Here is a 16,617-nt window from a genome sequence, read left to right as displayed (position 1 = left end):
ACCAGAGTAGGCGTCACGTTAGCCAGTTGACCGCCCGGTAATCAAGGAATTTGCCGGACCCGGGACAAGACGGCCCCGGACTGGCATTAGCACCTGTCTAACGTGTGCAGGCAGCCGTAAGCTTGGCCCCACGCACTGCCCGGAACACCGCCTCCGGGACACCGCTCACTGTCAGGAGCGTCAATGAGGGACAGTTCCCGGCCAGCTTGGTGGACCAACGCCGTTGTCTACCAGATCTACCCCCGCAGCTTCCAGGACACCACCGATGACGGCATCGGGGACCTCACGGGAATCGTCCAGCGCCTGGACCATCTTTCCGAGCTGGGGGTAGACGTCATCTGGCTGTCCCCGATCCATGAGTCCCCTCAGCACGATAACGGCTATGACATCAGCAATTACCGCAGGATCGATGCCGTCTTCGGTACGGAGGATGAATTCGATTACCTGCTCGCCGAAGTGCACGCACGGGGCATGAAGATGATCATGGACCTGGTCGTCAACCACACGTCCACGGAACATGAGGCGTTCAAGGTCTCGGCGTCGTCGCGGGAGAATATCTCGCGGGACTCATATCACTGGCGAGATCCGCGCGGTTCGTTCAAAGGCGGGGAGCCAGGGGCCGAGCCGAACAACTGGGGCTCCCTTTTCGGCGGATCGGCCTGGAGCTGGCATGAACTAACCCAGCAGTACTACCTGCACATCTTTTCCGCCCACCAGCCCGACCTGAACTGGGCCAGCACCCGGGTGCGGACCCGGGTCTTCGAAATGATGAACTGGTGGATGGACCGCGGCATCGACGGGTTCCGCATGGATGCCATCAACTACATTTCCAAGGACCAGCGGTTTCCGGACAGCATGATCCAGTTCGGCGGGGTGTGGGGGGACGGGGCGCCGTTCTATACCTCCGGCCCGCGCGTCCACGAGTTCGTCCACGAAATGATGCGCAAGGTATTTGCCGACCGGGACACTGATTACCTGGTCGTGGGGGAAACCACCGGGGCAACGGTTGAAGAGGCGCTCCTGTTCACCATCCCGGAGCGCGGGGAACTGGACATGCTCTTTCAGTTCGAGCACGTCAATCTGGACCACGGTCCCGGCGGGAAATGGGACCGGCGTCCGGTTCAGCTCCGGGACCTCAAGACCAGCTGGAACCGCTGGCAGCGGGGGCTCGAGGGCCGCGGCTGGAACAGCCTCTATCTGAGCAATCACGACCAGCCCAGGCACGTTTCACGCTTTGGGAATGACGGGGACTTTCGCTACGAGTCTGCGACGCTCTGGGCCACGCTTCTGCATATGCAGCGGGGCACACCCTTCATCTACCAGGGCGAGGAGATCGGCATGGTCAATGCCGATTTCTCCTCGATCGACCAGTACCGGGACGTGGAGTCCCTGAACTTCTATGCGGAGGCCACAGCCCGGGGGCGGTCACCGCAGGCCGTGCTGGAACTGCTGCGGCACGTCTCCAGGGATAACGCACGCACGCCCATGCAGTGGGATGCCGGTCCCCGCGCCGGGTTCAGCGGCGGCATACCGTGGATCGGCCTCGGTCCCCGCCACCGGGAAATCAATGTCGAAACCGACAAGGCCTCGGTGAAGTCGATTTTCCGGTACTACCAGGAGCTGATCCGCATGCGGCACGAGCTTCCGGTCGTCGCGCTGGGCACGTTCAACCTGTTGTACGCCAACCACCCGGCGCTGTTCGCGTTTCGCCGGACGCTCGGGGAGGTCAGCCTGAGCATCCTGGCCAATCCCTCATACCAGGAGCTCCCTGTCCCGCCGGACCTTCGGACGGGAAAGGTCCTGCTGGGCAACTACGGCGGGGAAGCGGATCCGGCAGTCCTTGCCCCCTGGGAGGCACGGGTGACGGACATCAGCGCGACAGGTTAGCGTTCTCCGACAAGGTTCCCCGGTAGAGCTCCAGCAGCCCCTGCATGCCCTTGCTCTCCATGGCTCGGCGCTGCCGATCGGACCCCGTCCCGGAGTCCCGGACTTCCGCGAGGCCGGCCTGCACCCATTCGGTGTCGCCTTCGGCATCCAACGCCTGCCCGATGAACTCCAGCATGTCCCGGACGCGTGTCCGGGCAGGTACCAGGTCTGCACTGACGGGATCCACCAGCATGCCGGCCATCCCTTCCCGGGCTGCCTGCCACATTGCCGCGTCCAGGAGCTCCGGCTCCGGATTCGGCCGCAGCACGTCCCGCTCGGCTTCTCCGACCGCAGTGGAAACGAGGCCGCGGACCAGTGCAGCCACAAGGACTGAGTCCCGCGCCCTGAGCTGGGCATCGCCGGCACGGACCTCCAGCGTGGGGTAGGAATCGGAAAGGCGGGCCATCCAGGTCAGGACACCGCGGTCGATGATGGCGCCGGTGGCCACCAGCTGCTGGATCCGGCGCTCGTAGTCGTCTGCGTCCTTGAAGGTCGGAGGGCAGCCCTGGACCGGCCAACGGCGGTAGTGCACCACCCGCCAGCTGCCGAAACCGCTGTCCCGGCCCAGCCAGTAAGGGGAGTTGCAGCTCAGGGCCACGATGGCAGGGAGCCACTCCCGGATCCGGTTAAGGGCCTGGACACCGGACTCCCGGTCCGGGATGGAAACGTGGACATGCAGGCCGTTCACAAACTGGTCACCGACGATTCCTGGTGCGCTGTCCTTCAGCTGTCGGTAGCGTTCCTTGTCCGTGAGCTCGGGGTAATGGTCCGCGATCAGGGGAGCAGACGCGGTACCGGCGGCAACCACGGAGGCTTTTCGGGCTGCGGTTTCCAGCTGTGACCGGAAATTGAGCAGGTACTCTTCCGCTTCCGTCAGCGTCGAGGAAACGGGCGTGGCCGTCTCGATCTGGCAGCTGAGCAGCTCACGCTGGATCTCGGTGTCGCTGACTCGTGGTGAACGGTGCAGGTAGCCCGCTACCTCCTCCGCCTGGTGCGACGGGAGTCCGGTCTCCGGATCCAGCAGCAGGTACTCTTCCTCGATGCCCAGTGTCGCCATTCAACCCTCCAGAATCTGTTCGGGGCACGCCGCCGCCTGCCGGCAGTGCCTGTTGAGAAGACTAGGGCCAAGTGGTGCACGGAATCCAAATGAGAAGCAGACTGAGGTTCTTCTCGCAGGGTTAGACGGCGGTGAGGGAGCGCCTGAAGATGTCGGCCAGGCCGTTCCACCCGCCGTCGGCCGCTGCGGCCCGCTGCCGGGCGGCGCCCGTCCCCTCAAGGGCTAGCCGCCGCACCCCGGCGGTGACAAACGCCAGGTCCCCGGCTTCTTCGAGCGCTGGCCGGATCAGGGCCAGGAGCGCATCCACCTGGTCCTGTGCAGAGGCAGATCCGCCCTGGACGTCAAGCAGCTGACCGCCCAAGCCGTACCGTGCAGCCTGCCAAATCCCGGCGTCGAGCAGTTCAGGGGACTGGACGGGAAGAGCCTCCCGGGCCAATGCGGTTGTCACCAGGCCGCGGATCAGTGCCGCCAGCAGAACCGTATCCCGAACCTCCAGCTGGGCGTCACTAATCCGTACCTCCACGGTGGGAAAGTGGTGCGAAAGCCGCGCTGCCCAGCCCACATGCCCGGCGTCCAGTACGACGTCGGTGGCCAGCAGCTGCTCCAGCCTCCTGTCATAGTCCGCAGCACCGGCGAAATACGGGGGGCAGCCCTGCACGGACCAGCGCCGGTAATGGATCAGCCGCCAGCTGGCGAAGCCGGTGTCCTGGCCGCGCCAGAAAGGGGAGTTGGACGCCAGGGCCGCGACGACGGCCAGCCAGGGGCGCAGATAGTTCAGGGCTGCCACCCCCTTTTCGCGGTCCGGGACGGCAACGTGGATATGCATCCCGTTGAGGTAATGCTCGCCCGCTACGGCACCCGTGGTTTCGCCCATGAGGAGGTATCTCGCGGTGTCGCTGATTTGGGCCGGTGTGTCAGGGATGCGCGGTGCAGCGCCGGTCATCATGACGCCCAGGCCAGCCGCAGAGGCAGCGTCTGACAGCGCCTTCCGAGCCCGGGCGAGGGCGTCCGAAGCCTGCTCCAGGCTCTCGCAGATCTCTGTGGAGGTCTCGAGCTGGCACGCGAGCAGTTCTGTCGCACCGGAAAACCCCGGGACCAGCGCCAGGCTCTCCGCGAGTTCCGCCGCGCGGGCCGAGGGCATGCCGCTCTCCGGATCGACGAGCAGGAACTCCTCCTCAACGCCGAACGTGACCATGCACAACCCCTTCCGCAGCCGACGGCGTGCGCATCACCGGTCGGTCCAGTGTAGGGCAGGGGGCCAGCCCAGGGCAGGGCGGGCGCTGGATGGTATTGGAACTGGATCAGCCCAGAGCAAGCCATCCCAGCGGAACAGGGCCAGGGGAGCCGCTCAAGCCCTCGTTGCCCGCCAGGACAGGGTTAGGTACGGCAGCTCCAGGCTCTCCCCGTCAGCATGTCCGAGGTGCTCATGCAGGTACCAGTCCAGGTTGGCCAGCACCTTGGCGCGGACGTCCTCGTTCGCTGAAAGATAGTAGGACCGGGACTTGGCCAGCTCCTTGAGGTCCGCGGGTGTCATCAGCTGGGTCCAGGCCGTGGTGTGTGCTTCCTGCAGGCGGAGCGCAGGGCCCATCGGCGGGCGGAAGCCGGGGCGGAGCACATCACCGGCATGGATGATGCGAGCGAACCGGTGGACCCAGGGGACGCCCACGTCGAGCTGGTTCCAGACCAGGCCCGCGAATCCGCCTGGAACAAGTATCCGGGCGAATTCCTCCGCCGACGCCTCCGGATCGCACCAGTGCCAGGCCTGGGCAACGGTTACGGCATCGAAGGACCCGGCCGGGAGGCTGGTGGCTTCTGCCGTTCCGACGCTCACGGGAACCTGCGGCAGGGATTTGTGCAGCTGGCCCAGCATGTCCTCCGACGGGTCCACGGCATGGACGTCGAAGCCGGCTGCGGCCAGGGCCCGCGTGTACTTTCCGGTCCCTGCACCGACATCAGCCACGGTCACGTTGGACGGTGTCCGTGAACGCACTCCGGGAACGTCAAAAAGCCAGCGGACAGCCTCGTCCGGGTAGCCCGGACGGATCCGGTCGTAGTGCTCCCCGCCGCTGCGGTAGCTGCGGGCGAGCTCACGCCGCCGCAGACTGTCCAGGCGTGGTCCTCTCGCCGCCATCGGAACGCCCCTAGAAAAGGTCGTCGAGGTCCGGGTTCAGGCGCTGGAGGACCTCGTTGTGCAGCACCCCGTTGGTGGCCAGGGCATTTCCGCCGAAGGGACCGTCCTCGCCCTCAAGCGATGTGAAACGCCCTCCGGCCTCGGTGATGATGGGCACCAGGGCTGCCATGTCGTAAAGATTGAGTTCGGGTTCGCAGGCTATGTCGACGGCGCCCTCGGCCACCATGCAGTAGGACCAGAAGTCGCCGTAGGCGCGGGTCCGCCAGACGGACTCCGTGAGGCCCATGAACTCCTCCAGGTTTCCGCGCTGCTTCCATCCCGTGAGGCTGGAGTAGGAGAGCGAAGCGTCGTCAAGCTTGGAGACGTCGGATACACGCAGCCGGGTGGCGGAGGCGAGGGAGCGGCCCATGTATGCGCCGGTTCCGGTGGCTGCCCACCAGCGCTTGCCCAGTGCCGGTGCGCTGACGAGTCCCACGACGGGAACGCCGTCGTCGACCAGCGCAATCAGGGTGGCCCAGACAGGGACGCCGCGGACGAAGTTCTTGGTGCCGTCGATCGGATCAATGATCCACCGCCGCGGACCGGAACCGGTGGAACCGAATTCCTCGCCGAGGACGGCATCGCGGGGCCTCGCACGCGAGAGCTGTCCGCGGATGGCGTCTTCGGCGGCCTTGTCTGCATCGGTGACGGGCGTGAGGTCCGGCTTGGTCTCCACCCTCAGGTCCTGGGCCTTGAAACGGGACATGGTCTGGTCGTCCACGGAGTCGGCCATGACATGGGCGAGACGCAGATCATCGTTGTAGTTCTGAGCGAACGGCATACTTCAACTTATCGCTATTAACACCGCTGTGCCCACGTTTACGCAGGTGCCCGGCGTGTGCCCGCTGCGCAACTGCGCCTACTGGCTTCCCAGCTCCTTGGCATGGGCCCTGTTTTCGGTCCGCATCCCGGAGCCCAGCAACCGCCGCAGCGACGCGAGCCGGGCCGGTCCGGCAGCACCTGCCTGGCCGGATTCCACCCAGGCGTCGAGCCCGCAGTTCACGGCTTCATTGTCATGGCGGCAACCGCGTTCACAGGCCTCGGTACCGGGCTCGAGGTCCGGGAAGGCGTTGAGGATACGGTCCGGGTCCACGTGGGCCAGGCCGAAGGAGCGGATGCCGGGGGTATCGATAATCCAGCTTCCGGAGGGGGAGTCGTTGACTTTCAGTGCCAGGGCCGAGGAGGAGGTGTGCCGGCCGCGGCCCGTGACGGCGTTGACCCCGCCCGTGGCGCGGCGGGAACCGGTCAGGGCGTTCACCAGGGTGGATTTGCCGACGCCGGAATGTCCCACCAGCACGCTGACGCGGCCCAGCAGGTGTTCGTGGAGTGCCTCGACAGCGTTGCCTGCCAGCCGGGCGGAGAGGCCGTCATCCGATTCGGAGTCCACGCCGGTGTCTTCGGCCTGCGCCGTCCGGCTGATGATGACCTCCAGGTCGAGGTGCTCATAGTTGGCCAGCAGGTCAGCAGGGTCCTTGAGATCAGCCTTGGTGATGCACAGCAGCGGTGAAATTCCGGCGTCATAGGCGGCAACCAATGCCCGGTCAATGAAGCCGGTGCGCGGCTCGGGATTCGCGGCCGCCACCACGATGACCAGCTGGTCAGCATTGGCAACTACCACGCGCTCCACCGGATCAGTGTCATCAGCGGAACGCCGCAGGAGGGTGGCCCGCTCATTGACCCGGACCAGGCGGGCCAGGCTGTCCGGGGCGCCGGAGACGTCACCCACCAGCGCTACCAGGTCGCCCGCGACGACGGGCGTGCGGCGGAGTTCACGCGCCCGGGCAGCGGTGACGATCCGCTCCTGGGGAGTGTCTTCGTCCACGATCGCGGTGTAGCGGCCGCGGTCCACGGTAATGATCCGTCCGGTCACCGCGTCCTCGTGCGCAGGGCGGTCCTTGGTGCGCGGCCGCGAGCCCTTTTTGTTCGGGCGGACCCGGACGTCGGATTCGTCCCACCCGCCGGTACCTCGTGCCACCGCTAGCCTTCCTGCGCAGTTCCGGCGGTGCCCGAAGGGCCGGCTGCCAATTCGGTCCACAGATCCGCGAACTCCGGCATGGTCTTGGAGGTGGCGGAGATGTCTTCCACGACCACCCCCGGAACGGCCAGCCCGATGATCGCTCCGGCGGTGGCCATCCTGTGGTCCGCATACGTGCCGAAGGTGCCGCCGTGCAGCGGTGCCGGCTGGATCCGCAGGCCGTCGTCAGTTTCCGTGACCGAGCCGCCCAGCCGGTTGATCTCGGTCTTCAGCGCAGCGAGGCGGTCCGTTTCATGGCCGCGCAGGTGCGCGATGCCCGTGAGGACCGACGGCGAGTCGGCAAGTGCACAGAGCGCGGCCACCGTGGGAGCCAGTTCGCTGGTGTCGGCGAAAACCCCTCCGCGGATCTTTCCGTCAGAGCGGACCGTCAGGACGCCGTCGGACAGTTCAGCCTCGGCTCCCATCTGCGGCAGGATCCGGCACCACTGGTCGCCTACCTGGGTGGTGGTTTCCGGCCAGCCCGGGATGCGGACGGTGCCGCCGGTGACCAATGCTGCCGCGAGGAAGGGGCCGGCGTTGGAGAGATCCGGCTCAATGGCGACGTCGAAGGCCCGGATGGTACCGGGGGAGACCCGCCACTGGTTCGGAACTGAATCGTCGACCTCGACGCCGCATTCGCGGAGGACCTGGACCGTCATGGCGATGTGGTCCAGGCTCGGCAGGTTCGCGCCGCTGTGGACCAGATGCAGGCCGTTGGTGAACCGTGCCCCTGCCAGGAGAAGGGCCGAGACAAACTGGGACGAGGCACCGGCGTCGATCTCCAACCGGCCTCCGGCCACCTCACCGCGGCCGGCGACGGAGAAGGGCAGGGCACCCCGCCCGCCGTCGTCGACTTCGATTCCCAGGGCGCGCAGCGCCTCGATGGTTACGCCCATCGGACGTTGCCGGGCGTGCGGATCCCCGTCAAAGGACACTGTGCCGTTCCGCAGCGCGGCCAGCGGCGGCACGAACCGCATCACGGTTCCCGCCAGTCCGCAGTCAACGTCCGCGTCCCCCGCGGCACCGGAGCTGAGCGGCTCCACCAGCAGGTCCGGACCAAACGGTCCCGACCCCGGCACCTGTGCAATTCCCGCCCCCAGGGCCTGCAGCGCCTGGACCATCAGGGCCGAGTCACGTGAATGCAGCGGGGCACGCAAACGGGACGGTCCGTCTGCCAGGGCCGCCAGGACCAGATATCTGTTGGTGAGCGACTTGGAACCGGGAACGCGGACCACTGCATCGACGGGGTCCGTGGGGGTGGGGGCCGGCCAGCCCTCTGTAACGGGCTGGAGCGCGGAGGGGGAAACCATGGTGCTTAGGAACCTGCTATATCTGAGGCTGCGCTGCGGACGGCGCGGTCCGCCTTGGCGAGCTGCTTCTTGGTTTGCTTGGTGACCTGCCGGGAACGCCGGCCGGCGTCTTTGCCGATGGCGCGGACACTGCGCCCGGTGTCGGACACCAGGTGCTCGGCGCGCCAGGCCAGCCCGGGGCGCCCGTTGGTATCCACTGCTGCCAGCAGGACGCCGCCGATCAGGGAGAGGTTCTTGAGCAGCTGGGTGCGCCTGTCCCTGCGGCCTTCAGCCGTGGTGGCGTCAGCGTTGCGGTATTCCACGAAGGTGTTGATGCCTGTAGTGGCTGCCAGCACCACGCCTGCCAGCCTGGAGAGCTTGCCGAGGCCGAGCAGGCCGGCGGCCCCAAGCTGGGTCGCGCCGAGGACACGGGCGACGGCGGCGGGATTGTCCGCCAGTCCGGCCGCTGACGGCATGCTCTTGCCAAGGCGCCGCAGGGTCGGGGCGAGCTGCTCACCGGTCGTCTCGGCGTTGCGCAGGCGCTCTACGCCGGCCGCGACGAATCCTGCTGCGAGGAGCGGGCGGGCTAGGGAACGGACAATCGTCATGCGTGCCTCCTTGTTGCGCCGGGGTCCGGCGTGCTGAACGGGATGATACGGCGGCGCAGCCAGGCGTGCCGTACGCAAACGGATAACCCCTAGTCTGGCACCTTTAAAACCCTTCTACATCTCGGCAGCCCGAGCTTCAAGAGCGGCGGGGAAGGAATAACCCCCGGGCGGCGCCGGTTATGGCTGGAGTCAGGGAAGAAACCCGGACCGCAACAGACGGCAATAAAGACGGCAATAAAGAAGGAGCAGGCACGGATGGTGAACGCAGTGCTGGATGACTCTGCCGTCTTGGCGGCCGGGCCCTCCGCCTTGCTGGCCGGCACACGCCCCTTACACTTGGACGTAATGAGAACTGATGTGCCGGAAGGCAGCCCACAAGTGGAAGATCCGGGCTTGGATGTCGCTGCTGAGTCTGAGCAGGCCCGCAAGCTGAGGTTTGAGCGTGACGCCATGCAGTATGTGGATCAGCTCTACTCGGCTGCCATGCGCATGGCCCGCAATCCTGCTGACGCCGAAGACCTGGTGCAGGAGGCCTACACCAAAGCCTTCTCCGCGTTTCACCAGTACAAGCCGGGAACCAACCTCAAAGCCTGGCTCTACCGCATCCTGACGAACACCTATATCAACCTGTACCGCAAGCGCCAGCGTGAACCGCTGCAGTCCAACTCCGAGGGAGTGGAGGACTGGCAGCTGGCCCGCGCCGCTGAACACAGCTCCTCGGGTCTCCGCTCAGCGGAAGCTGAAGCCCTGGACCACCTGCCGGATTCGGACGTCAAGAGCGCTCTGCAGGCCATTCCGGAGGAGTTCCGCCTGGCCGTCTATTTCTCCGACGTGGAGGGCTTCGCGTACAAGGAGATTTCCGAAATCATGAACACGCCGATCGGCACCGTGATGTCCCGCCTTCACCGCGGACGGAAGTTGCTCCGCGAGATCCTCGCGGAGTACGCCCACGAGCGCGGCATCAAAGCGAAGGCACGTCCGGCAGCCGCCGGTAACAAGAAACAGGGGAACACACTATGAGTGATTGCCAGAGCCTGGGCGATTGCGATGATGCACGCATCGAAAGGCTGTACGAGTACCTCGACGGCGCGCTCTCGCATGATGACCTCGTGGAGATCAAGGAACACCTGGAAGGCTGCCCGGAATGCGCCGAGGAGCATGACTTGGAGTGTGTCATCCGGTCGGTGGTGAAGCGCTCGTGCACCGAAGCTGCCCCCGAGACACTCAAAGCAAGCATCCTGGCGCGCATCAGCCAGATCCAGTCCGTGGACCACTAACCCGGCAAACAGAAAACCCCCGCGCCGTGAGGCTGCGGGGGTTTTCTGTTGTGCGCGTCAGACCGCGCAAACGTCCCGTGACTTAGGTGTTGGGACGCTTGCCGTGGTTTGCGCCGCCGCGCTTACGGTCACGACGCTTGCGTGCTCGCTTGCTCATGGCTGCCTCCTTCGATTCGCGTTCAAGTTCTGCCCTTCAGTCTCCCACACACTGTACCGATGGCGTAAATGCGGGCCCCGGACATGCAGCTGTCCAGGACGGCCCGGCTGTCCCCTAGGATGGAGCAACCAGCGACCAAAGGAGCTTATCCATGCGAGCCGTGTACGCCCAGTCCCAGTCCGACGGGGATCCGCTCAGCGGACTCGTCGTCGGTGAGCTCCCCGCCAGCCAGCCGGAACCGGGATTCCGCCGCGTCCGCGTCGTCGCCTCCGCGCTGAACCGGCACGATCTGTGGTCGCTGCGCGGCGTGGGACTGCCCGCCGACCGGCTCCCGATGATCTTGGGCTGTGACGGCGCCGGTGTGGACGACGAGGGCAACGACGTCATTATCCACTCGGTGGTTTCCTCTCCCGGCTGGGAAGGCGATGAGACCCTGGATCCGCGCCGGACGCTGCTCTCGGAACGGTACCCCGGCACCATGGCCAGCGAAGTCTGGGTGCCCGAACGCAACCTGGTTCCGAAACCCTCGCAGCTGAGTTTCGAAGAGGCGGCTTGCCTGCCCACGGCGTGGCTGACGGCCTACCGCATGCTGTTCACGGTCTCACCGGCCGCTCCCGGGTCCACGGTCCTGGTGCAGGGGGCCGCGGGCGGGGTCGCGACGGCGCTGATTTCCCTGGCCTCGACTGCGGGGTTCCGGGTGTGGGTGGCCGGACGGAACCCGGACAAGCTGGAGCACGCACGCCGGCTCGGCGCCGAAGCCGTGTTCGAGGCCGGTGCCAGGCTCCCGGATCGCGTAGACGCCGTGTTCGATTCCGTCGGCGAGGCGACGTGGAGCCATTCCCTGAAGGCGCTGAAGCCGGGCGGAGCCCTGGTGACCTGCGGGGCGACGAGCGGGCCGAATCCGCCTGCGGACCTGAACCGCATCTTTTTCCTGCAGCTGAAGGTTCTGGGCAGCACCATGGGCACCAAGGCGGAACTGCAGAGGCTCATCGGTTTCCTTCTCGCCACCGGGGTCCGGCCGGAGATCGATTCGGTCCTCCCGCTGGAAGAAGCGGCCAAAGGATTCCGCCGGCTTCACGACGGCGAAGCTACCGGGAAGATCGTCTTCCGTCACTGAGCCCTTTGGCAGTGAGCAGTTGACGCAACAAGTAATGCAAGAAGGCGCCCGCGGAAACTGCGGGCGCCTTCTTGTATTACTGAGCCGGAAGTGTCAGTTCATGTCCGGCAGGTCCAGCCAGCGGAACCAGCCGCGGTGCAGGACGAGCCACGCAATCAGCCCGTAGCCTGCCTGGCCGGGGGTGCCGCCGTTGGCAGCGAGGTCGGTGCGCCACTGCTCGTGGTTCAGCAGCGGCGTCAGGGTGTCGACGTAGACGTGCTTGCGGCGCGTCGTGACGTCCCCAAAAGCAGCGGAAAGATCCGCCAGCTTCCGGTTGCGCTCCGCATCCAGGCCCGGGGGAGGACCTACGACCAGGACCTTGATGCTCATCTGGGCAGCGCCGTCCAGGATATTGGCCAGGTTCAGCCGGCTGCGCGCCGTCGACAGTTCCAGATCAAGGTCGCGGTCCGAAAGGCCGATGACGAGGCGGTTCTCGCAGCTCTCATCGAACCTGCGGCCGGCTTCCATCAGCCAGCGGTTCGCCAGGGCTTCGGTGCCTTCGCCGGGAGCAGCAAGGCTGTATGCCTCGAGTTGTGCGGTCTCCGGCGTCGTACGGGCGAGCACACGGCCCAGCCAGCCCAGCGCGCGGGGGTCACCGTGTCCGGCGAGCAGTTCGTCACCGACCGCAGCGAGCCTGATTCTGCGTTGTTCCACGAGTTGCCTTTTCCATTTGACGGGATATCCAGAGAATGGATTGCGTTAAAAGCCGGGTGGGGCACCACCGGTGCCCCACCCAAACCTAGCCTACTATCGGCGTTCGAAGGCCTTCTTGACCAGGATGTCCTGCTCAACAGCGTGACGCTTGGCCGAGCCGGTTGCTGTCGACGCCGACGCCGGACGGGAAGCCAGCCGCAGCGGCCGGTCCAGTTCCTGCGGCAGGTTCAGGCCGATGAACGGCCACGGACCCTGGTTGGCGGGCTCATCCTGCGCCCACACAATCTCGGCGTTCGGGTACTTCGCCACGGCTTCCTTGATCTCGTTGACCGGCAGCGGGTACAGCTGCTCGACGCGGATGATCGCCGTCTTCTCATCATTGGTCTTCTGGCGGTTGGCCAGCAGATCGTAGTAGAGACGGCCGGAGACCAGGAGGACCTTGTCTACGGCGTTCGCATCCAGTTCGGCATGCTCGCCGATGACCGGCTGGAACGAACCCTGGGTGAATTCCTCCACCGAGGTAGCGGCGGCCTTCAGGCGCAGCAGCTGCTTCGGAGTGAAGATCACCAGCGGCTTGCGCGGCCGGCTGTACGCCTGCCGGCGCAGCAGGTGGAAGTGCGAAGCGCCGGTGGTCGGGTTCGCCACGATCATGTTGTCCTCAGCACACAGCTGGAGGAACCGTTCGATCCGGGCCGAAGAGTGGTCCGGGCCCTGGCCCTCGTAGCCGTGCGGAAGCATCATGACGAGCGAGGAGCGCTGGCCCCACTTCTGCTCGGCCGAGGAAATGAACTCGTCAATGATGGTCTGCGCGCCGTTGACGAAGTCACCGAACTGCGCTTCCCACAGGACGAGGGCATCGGGGCGTTCCACCGAGTAGCCGTATTCGAAGCCGAGGGCTGCGAATTCGGAGAGCAGGGAGTCATAGATCCACAGCTTGGCCTGGTTCGGATCCAGTTCTCCAAGCGGCATCCACTCGGCACCGGTTGCCCGGTCATGGAAGACGGCGTGGCGCTGGGTGAACGTGCCGCGCCGGGAGTCCTGGCCGGCCAGGCGGACGGGAACACCTTCCATCAGCAGCGAACCGAAGGCCGCAATTTCTGCGAAGCCCCAGTCGATGTTGCCCTCACGGGACATCTGCTCACGCTTCTCCAGGAGCGACTTCAGCTTCGGATGCACGGTGAAGCCCTCAGGGACCGCGACGTGGGCCTTGCCAATGTGCGCGAGGGTATCCGCGGAGATGGCAGTGCTGGACGGCGCGACGACGGTGGAGCCTTCCTGCTGGGCGGCAGGACGTTCCAGGTCGGAGACAGCCTCGGAATCCTTGGTGATGACCGGGATCGGCGAGGTCTGGGCGGCGTGCGTCTCGGCGAAGACACGCTCCAGGCGGCTCTGGTAGTCGCGCAGCGCCTGCTCCGCTTCTTCCTGGCTGATGTCGCCGCGTCCGATCAGGGACTCGGTGTAAAGCTTGCGCACGGAACGCTTCGCTTCGATCAGCGAATACATCATCGGCTGCGTCATCGAGGGATCGTCGCCCTCGTTGTGCCCGCGGCGGCGGTAGCAGACCATGTCGATGACGACGTCCTTGTTGAACCGCTGGCGGTAGTCGAAGGCCAGCTGGGCCATGCGGACAACCTGCTCCGGATCGTCACCGTTCACGTGGAAGATCGGTGCCTGGACCATCTTGGCAACGTCCGTGGCGTAAACAGAGGAGCGCGAGGACGTCGGGGCGGTGGTGAAGCCAACCTGGTTGTTCACGATCACGTGGATGGTGCCGCCCGTGCGGTAGCCGCGCAGCTGGGAGAGGTTGAGCGTTTCCGCCACCACGCCCTGTCCGGCGAAGGCAGCATCACCGTGGATGAGGATCGGCAGGACGGGGAATTCATCCCCGCGGTCCAGCCGGTCCTGCTTGGCGCGGACGATTCCTTCGAGGACCGAGTCGCCGGCCTCGAGGTGCGACGGGTTGGCGGCCAGGTAAACCTTCGTCTGGTTGCCGTTGTCCGACGTGAAGGTTCCCTCGGTGCCGAGGTGGTACTTCACGTCGCCCGAGCCCTGGACCGAGCGCGGATCCTGGGTGCCCTCAAATTCGCGGAAGACCTGGGCATAGGTCTTGCCGGCGATGTTTGTCAGCACGTTCAGGCGGCCTCGGTGGGCCATGCCGATTCCGACTTCTTCCATGCCTTCGTCCGCGGCACCGGAAATGATCGCGTCCAGCAGCGGAATCAGCGATTCGCCGCCTTCGAGGGAGAAGCGCTTCTGGCCGACGAACTTGGTCTGCAGGAACGTCTCAAAGGCTTCGGCAGCATTGAGCTTGCTGAGGATGCGCAGCTGCTCTTCGCGGGAAGGCTTGCTGTAGGGAGCCTCGAGGCGGTCCTGGAACCAGTTGCGCTCTTCCGGATCCTGGATGTGCATGTATTCGATGCCCGCCGTGCGGCAGTAGGCATCCCGGAGGACGCCGAGGATCTTGCGCAGCTTCAGCATCGGCTTGCCGCCGAATCCGCCGGTGGGCCATTCGCGGTCCAGGTCCCAGAGGGTCAGGCCGTGGTTGAGGATGTCCAGGTCCGCGTGGCGGCGCTGGACGTATTCGAGCGGGTTGGTGTCCGCCATCAGGTGGCCGCGCACCCGGTAGGAGTGGATCAGCTGCTGGATGCGGGCAACCTTGTTGACCTGCTCATCCGGGTTGACCTGGATGTCGGGGCTCCAGCGGACCGGCTCGTACGGAATGCGCAGGGACTCGAAGACGTCGTCGTAGAAGTTCTGCTCACCCAGCAGCAGCTGGTGCACAATGCGCAGGAACTCGCCGCTGCCGGCACCCTGGATGACGCGGTGGTCATAGGTGGAGGTCAGTGTGATGACCTTCGAAATGGCGTTGCGGGCCAGGATCTTCTCATTGGAGCCCTGGAACTCCGCCGGGTACTCAAGGGCACCGGCACCGATGATGCAGGCCTGTCCCTTGGAGAGGCGGGGAACAGAATGAACCGTTCCGATGCCGCCCGGGTTCGTCAGGGAGATGGTCGTGCCCTTGTAATCGTCGGCAGTGAGCTTGCCGGCGCGGGTGCGCTTGACCAGGTCTTCGTAGGCGTGCCAGAACTCCGAGAAGTTCATGGTCTCGGCCTTCTTGATGTTCGGGACCACGAGCAGGCGGCTGCCGTCCGGCTTGGGCATGTCGACGGCGAGGCCGAAGTTGATGTGCGCGGGCTGGACAGCAACGGGCTTGCCGTCCACCTCGTCGTAGTACACATTCTGGGACGGGAACTGGGCCGCAGCACGGATGATGGCGTAACCGAGCAGGTGAGTGAAGGAGACCTTGCCGCCGCGGGCACGTTCCAGATGGCTGTTGATGACAATGCGGTTGTCTATCAGCAGCTTGGCCGGCACTGCACGCACGGTGGTGGCTGTGGGGACGCTCAGGCTGAGGTCCATGTTCGTGGCGATGGCCTTGGCCGGGCCGCGCAGGACAGTAACAGTGTCCTCTTCGGTCTGGGTGCTGGGCTTCGTCTTGGGGAGCTGTGCCGGGATGGGAGCGGGCTTGGCGGCTGCTTCGGCAGATTTGGGCTCGTCCTGGGGAGCCGAGGCTTCCTTGGCTACGGGCGGCTTGCCGGACTGCTGCGTGGCTGCCGGGGATTCGCCGGAGGCCTTGGGAGCCTGCGCCTCAGTCTGGACGACGGGAAGCTGGCGTGTTGCCGGGTTCGCACCGAGTTCGCTGGGCGGGGTCGAGCCGTTGCCTGAGGCGGATCCGCGCTCAGCCTGCTTCGCGTCCTCCGCCTTGAAGGAGTCGAAAATGCTCCACCACTTCTTGTCGACCGAGTTCTTGTCCTTGAGGAACTGCTCGTACAATTCGTCGACAAGCCATTCGTTCCCGCCGAATTCCTCCGGCAGGCGGTGGTTGGGTTGGTCTGGCACTAGTTATACGCCTCTTCCATGAGTTGCCGTTTGCCCTGATGGCACCATGATCTGAGCGTTTCCGCCTCAAGACTTGCTGGTGCGGCCCGGTGCGCAGTGACCGAGACTTGGTAGCAAGTCTAGTTACAGATCGACGGAAGTGGCCAATCTCCGCAGTGTGTGGATGTGTGATGCGACACATCCAGGTGTGGTGCAGCCGAAGTGCCGCACGCCCCGGAGGCCCCCGGTGCCGCGGAAAAGACATCTGGTGCCCGGGATCGAAAGCTGTAAACTGGAAATTCTATGGACAGCAACTCTAGGCGCCGGCCTGCTTCCACAGCTGCGGTTACCGCAGCGCGGACGCACAGAGCCGGCAACGCCCGCACCCGATCACCCCAAGCTCCGGCCGCCTCATCGGAGCCTTCCAGTA

14 protein-coding genes are annotated in these 16,617 nt (G+C 65.6%); 4 read left to right on the top strand and 10 right to left on the bottom strand.

The window, feature by feature from the left end:
* Positions 1–183: 183 nt before the first annotated feature.
* A complete protein-coding gene (locus NF551_RS11380; RefSeq protein ID WP_227894595.1) occupies positions 184–1,887 on the top strand; it encodes an alpha-glucosidase in 1,704 nt (567 codons plus the stop codon).
* Here NF551_RS11380 and NF551_RS11375 read toward each other — a convergent pair.
* From NF551_RS11375 to NF551_RS11345, 7 genes are all read right to left on the bottom strand, one after another.
* Complete coding sequence (locus NF551_RS11375) at positions 1,871–2,983, bottom strand: carboxylate-amine ligase (protein ID WP_227894596.1); 1,113 nt, start codon at positions 2,981–2,983, stop codon at positions 1,871–1,873. The genes NF551_RS11380 and NF551_RS11375 overlap by 17 nt on opposite strands.
* Before the next feature lie 121 nt (positions 2,984–3,104).
* Positions 3,105–4,178, bottom strand: a complete 1,074-nt coding sequence (locus tag NF551_RS11370; RefSeq protein WP_227894597.1) for a carboxylate-amine ligase — start codon at positions 4,176–4,178, stop codon at positions 3,105–3,107.
* A gap of 153 nt (positions 4,179–4,331) precedes the next feature.
* Positions 4,332–5,114, bottom strand: a complete 783-nt coding sequence (locus NF551_RS11365) for a class I SAM-dependent methyltransferase (protein WP_227894598.1) — start codon at positions 5,112–5,114, stop codon at positions 4,332–4,334.
* Positions 5,115–5,124: 10 nt separating this feature from the next.
* Positions 5,125–5,934: a histidinol-phosphatase gene (hisN, locus tag NF551_RS11360; protein WP_227894599.1), complete on the bottom strand. Its 810-nt coding sequence runs from the start codon at positions 5,932–5,934 to the stop codon at positions 5,125–5,127.
* Positions 5,935–6,012: 78 nt separating this feature from the next.
* Positions 6,013–7,128: a ribosome small subunit-dependent GTPase A gene (gene rsgA, locus NF551_RS11355; protein ID WP_227894600.1), complete on the bottom strand. Its 1,116-nt coding sequence runs from the start codon at positions 7,126–7,128 to the stop codon at positions 6,013–6,015.
* Between the two features lie 2 nt (positions 7,129–7,130).
* Entirely contained in the window at positions 7,131–8,477 is a 1,347-nt protein-coding gene (gene aroA, locus NF551_RS11350) for a 3-phosphoshikimate 1-carboxyvinyltransferase (RefSeq protein ID WP_227894601.1), read from the bottom strand.
* A 5-nt stretch (positions 8,478–8,482) separates the two neighbouring features.
* Positions 8,483–9,064: a DoxX family membrane protein gene (locus NF551_RS11345; protein ID WP_227894602.1), complete on the bottom strand. Its 582-nt coding sequence runs from the start codon at positions 9,062–9,064 to the stop codon at positions 8,483–8,485.
* A 255-nt stretch (positions 9,065–9,319) separates the two neighbouring features.
* On the opposite strand from NF551_RS11345, the gene NF551_RS11340 reads away from it, so the two are divergent.
* Both NF551_RS11340 and rsrA read left to right on the top strand, forming a co-directional pair.
* Entirely contained in the window at positions 9,320–10,084 is a 765-nt protein-coding gene (locus tag NF551_RS11340; protein ID WP_423721211.1) for a sigma-70 family RNA polymerase sigma factor, read from the top strand.
* Positions 10,081–10,341 (top strand): mycothiol system anti-sigma-R factor, encoded by a 261-nt coding sequence (rsrA, locus tag NF551_RS11335; RefSeq protein WP_227894604.1) that lies wholly within the window; start codon positions 10,081–10,083, stop codon positions 10,339–10,341. Before NF551_RS11340 ends, rsrA begins: the two co-directional genes overlap by 4 nt.
* Before the next feature lie 82 nt (positions 10,342–10,423).
* Here rsrA and NF551_RS19050 read toward each other — a convergent pair whose 3' ends face one another.
* Positions 10,424–10,498, bottom strand: a complete 75-nt coding sequence (locus NF551_RS19050) for a 50S ribosomal protein bL37 (protein ID WP_369299106.1) — start codon at positions 10,496–10,498, stop codon at positions 10,424–10,426.
* A gap of 151 nt (positions 10,499–10,649) precedes the next feature.
* Between NF551_RS19050 and NF551_RS11330 the strand changes: the two genes are divergently transcribed.
* Positions 10,650–11,615, top strand: a complete 966-nt coding sequence (locus tag NF551_RS11330) for a zinc-binding dehydrogenase (protein WP_227894605.1) — start codon at positions 10,650–10,652, stop codon at positions 11,613–11,615.
* Between the two features lie 93 nt (positions 11,616–11,708).
* Here the strand turns inward: NF551_RS11330 and NF551_RS11325 are convergent, their stop codons facing one another.
* Positions 11,709–12,308: a GDSL-type esterase/lipase family protein gene (locus NF551_RS11325; RefSeq protein WP_227894606.1), complete on the bottom strand. Its 600-nt coding sequence runs from the start codon at positions 12,306–12,308 to the stop codon at positions 11,709–11,711.
* Between the two features lie 93 nt (positions 12,309–12,401).
* Positions 12,402–16,208, bottom strand: coding sequence for a multifunctional oxoglutarate decarboxylase/oxoglutarate dehydrogenase thiamine pyrophosphate-binding subunit/dihydrolipoyllysine-residue succinyltransferase subunit (locus NF551_RS11320; protein WP_227894607.1), 3,807 nt, complete (start codon positions 16,206–16,208; stop codon positions 12,402–12,404).
* Between the last annotated feature and the right edge of the window lie 409 nt (positions 16,209–16,617).

This window comes from Arthrobacter caoxuetaonis (genome assembly GCF_023921125.1).
In the GTDB taxonomy this organism is placed as follows: Bacteria; Actinomycetota; Actinomycetes; order Actinomycetales; family Micrococcaceae; genus Arthrobacter_B; species Arthrobacter_B caoxuetaonis.
This window is presented reverse-complemented; position numbering and strand designations above follow the sequence as displayed.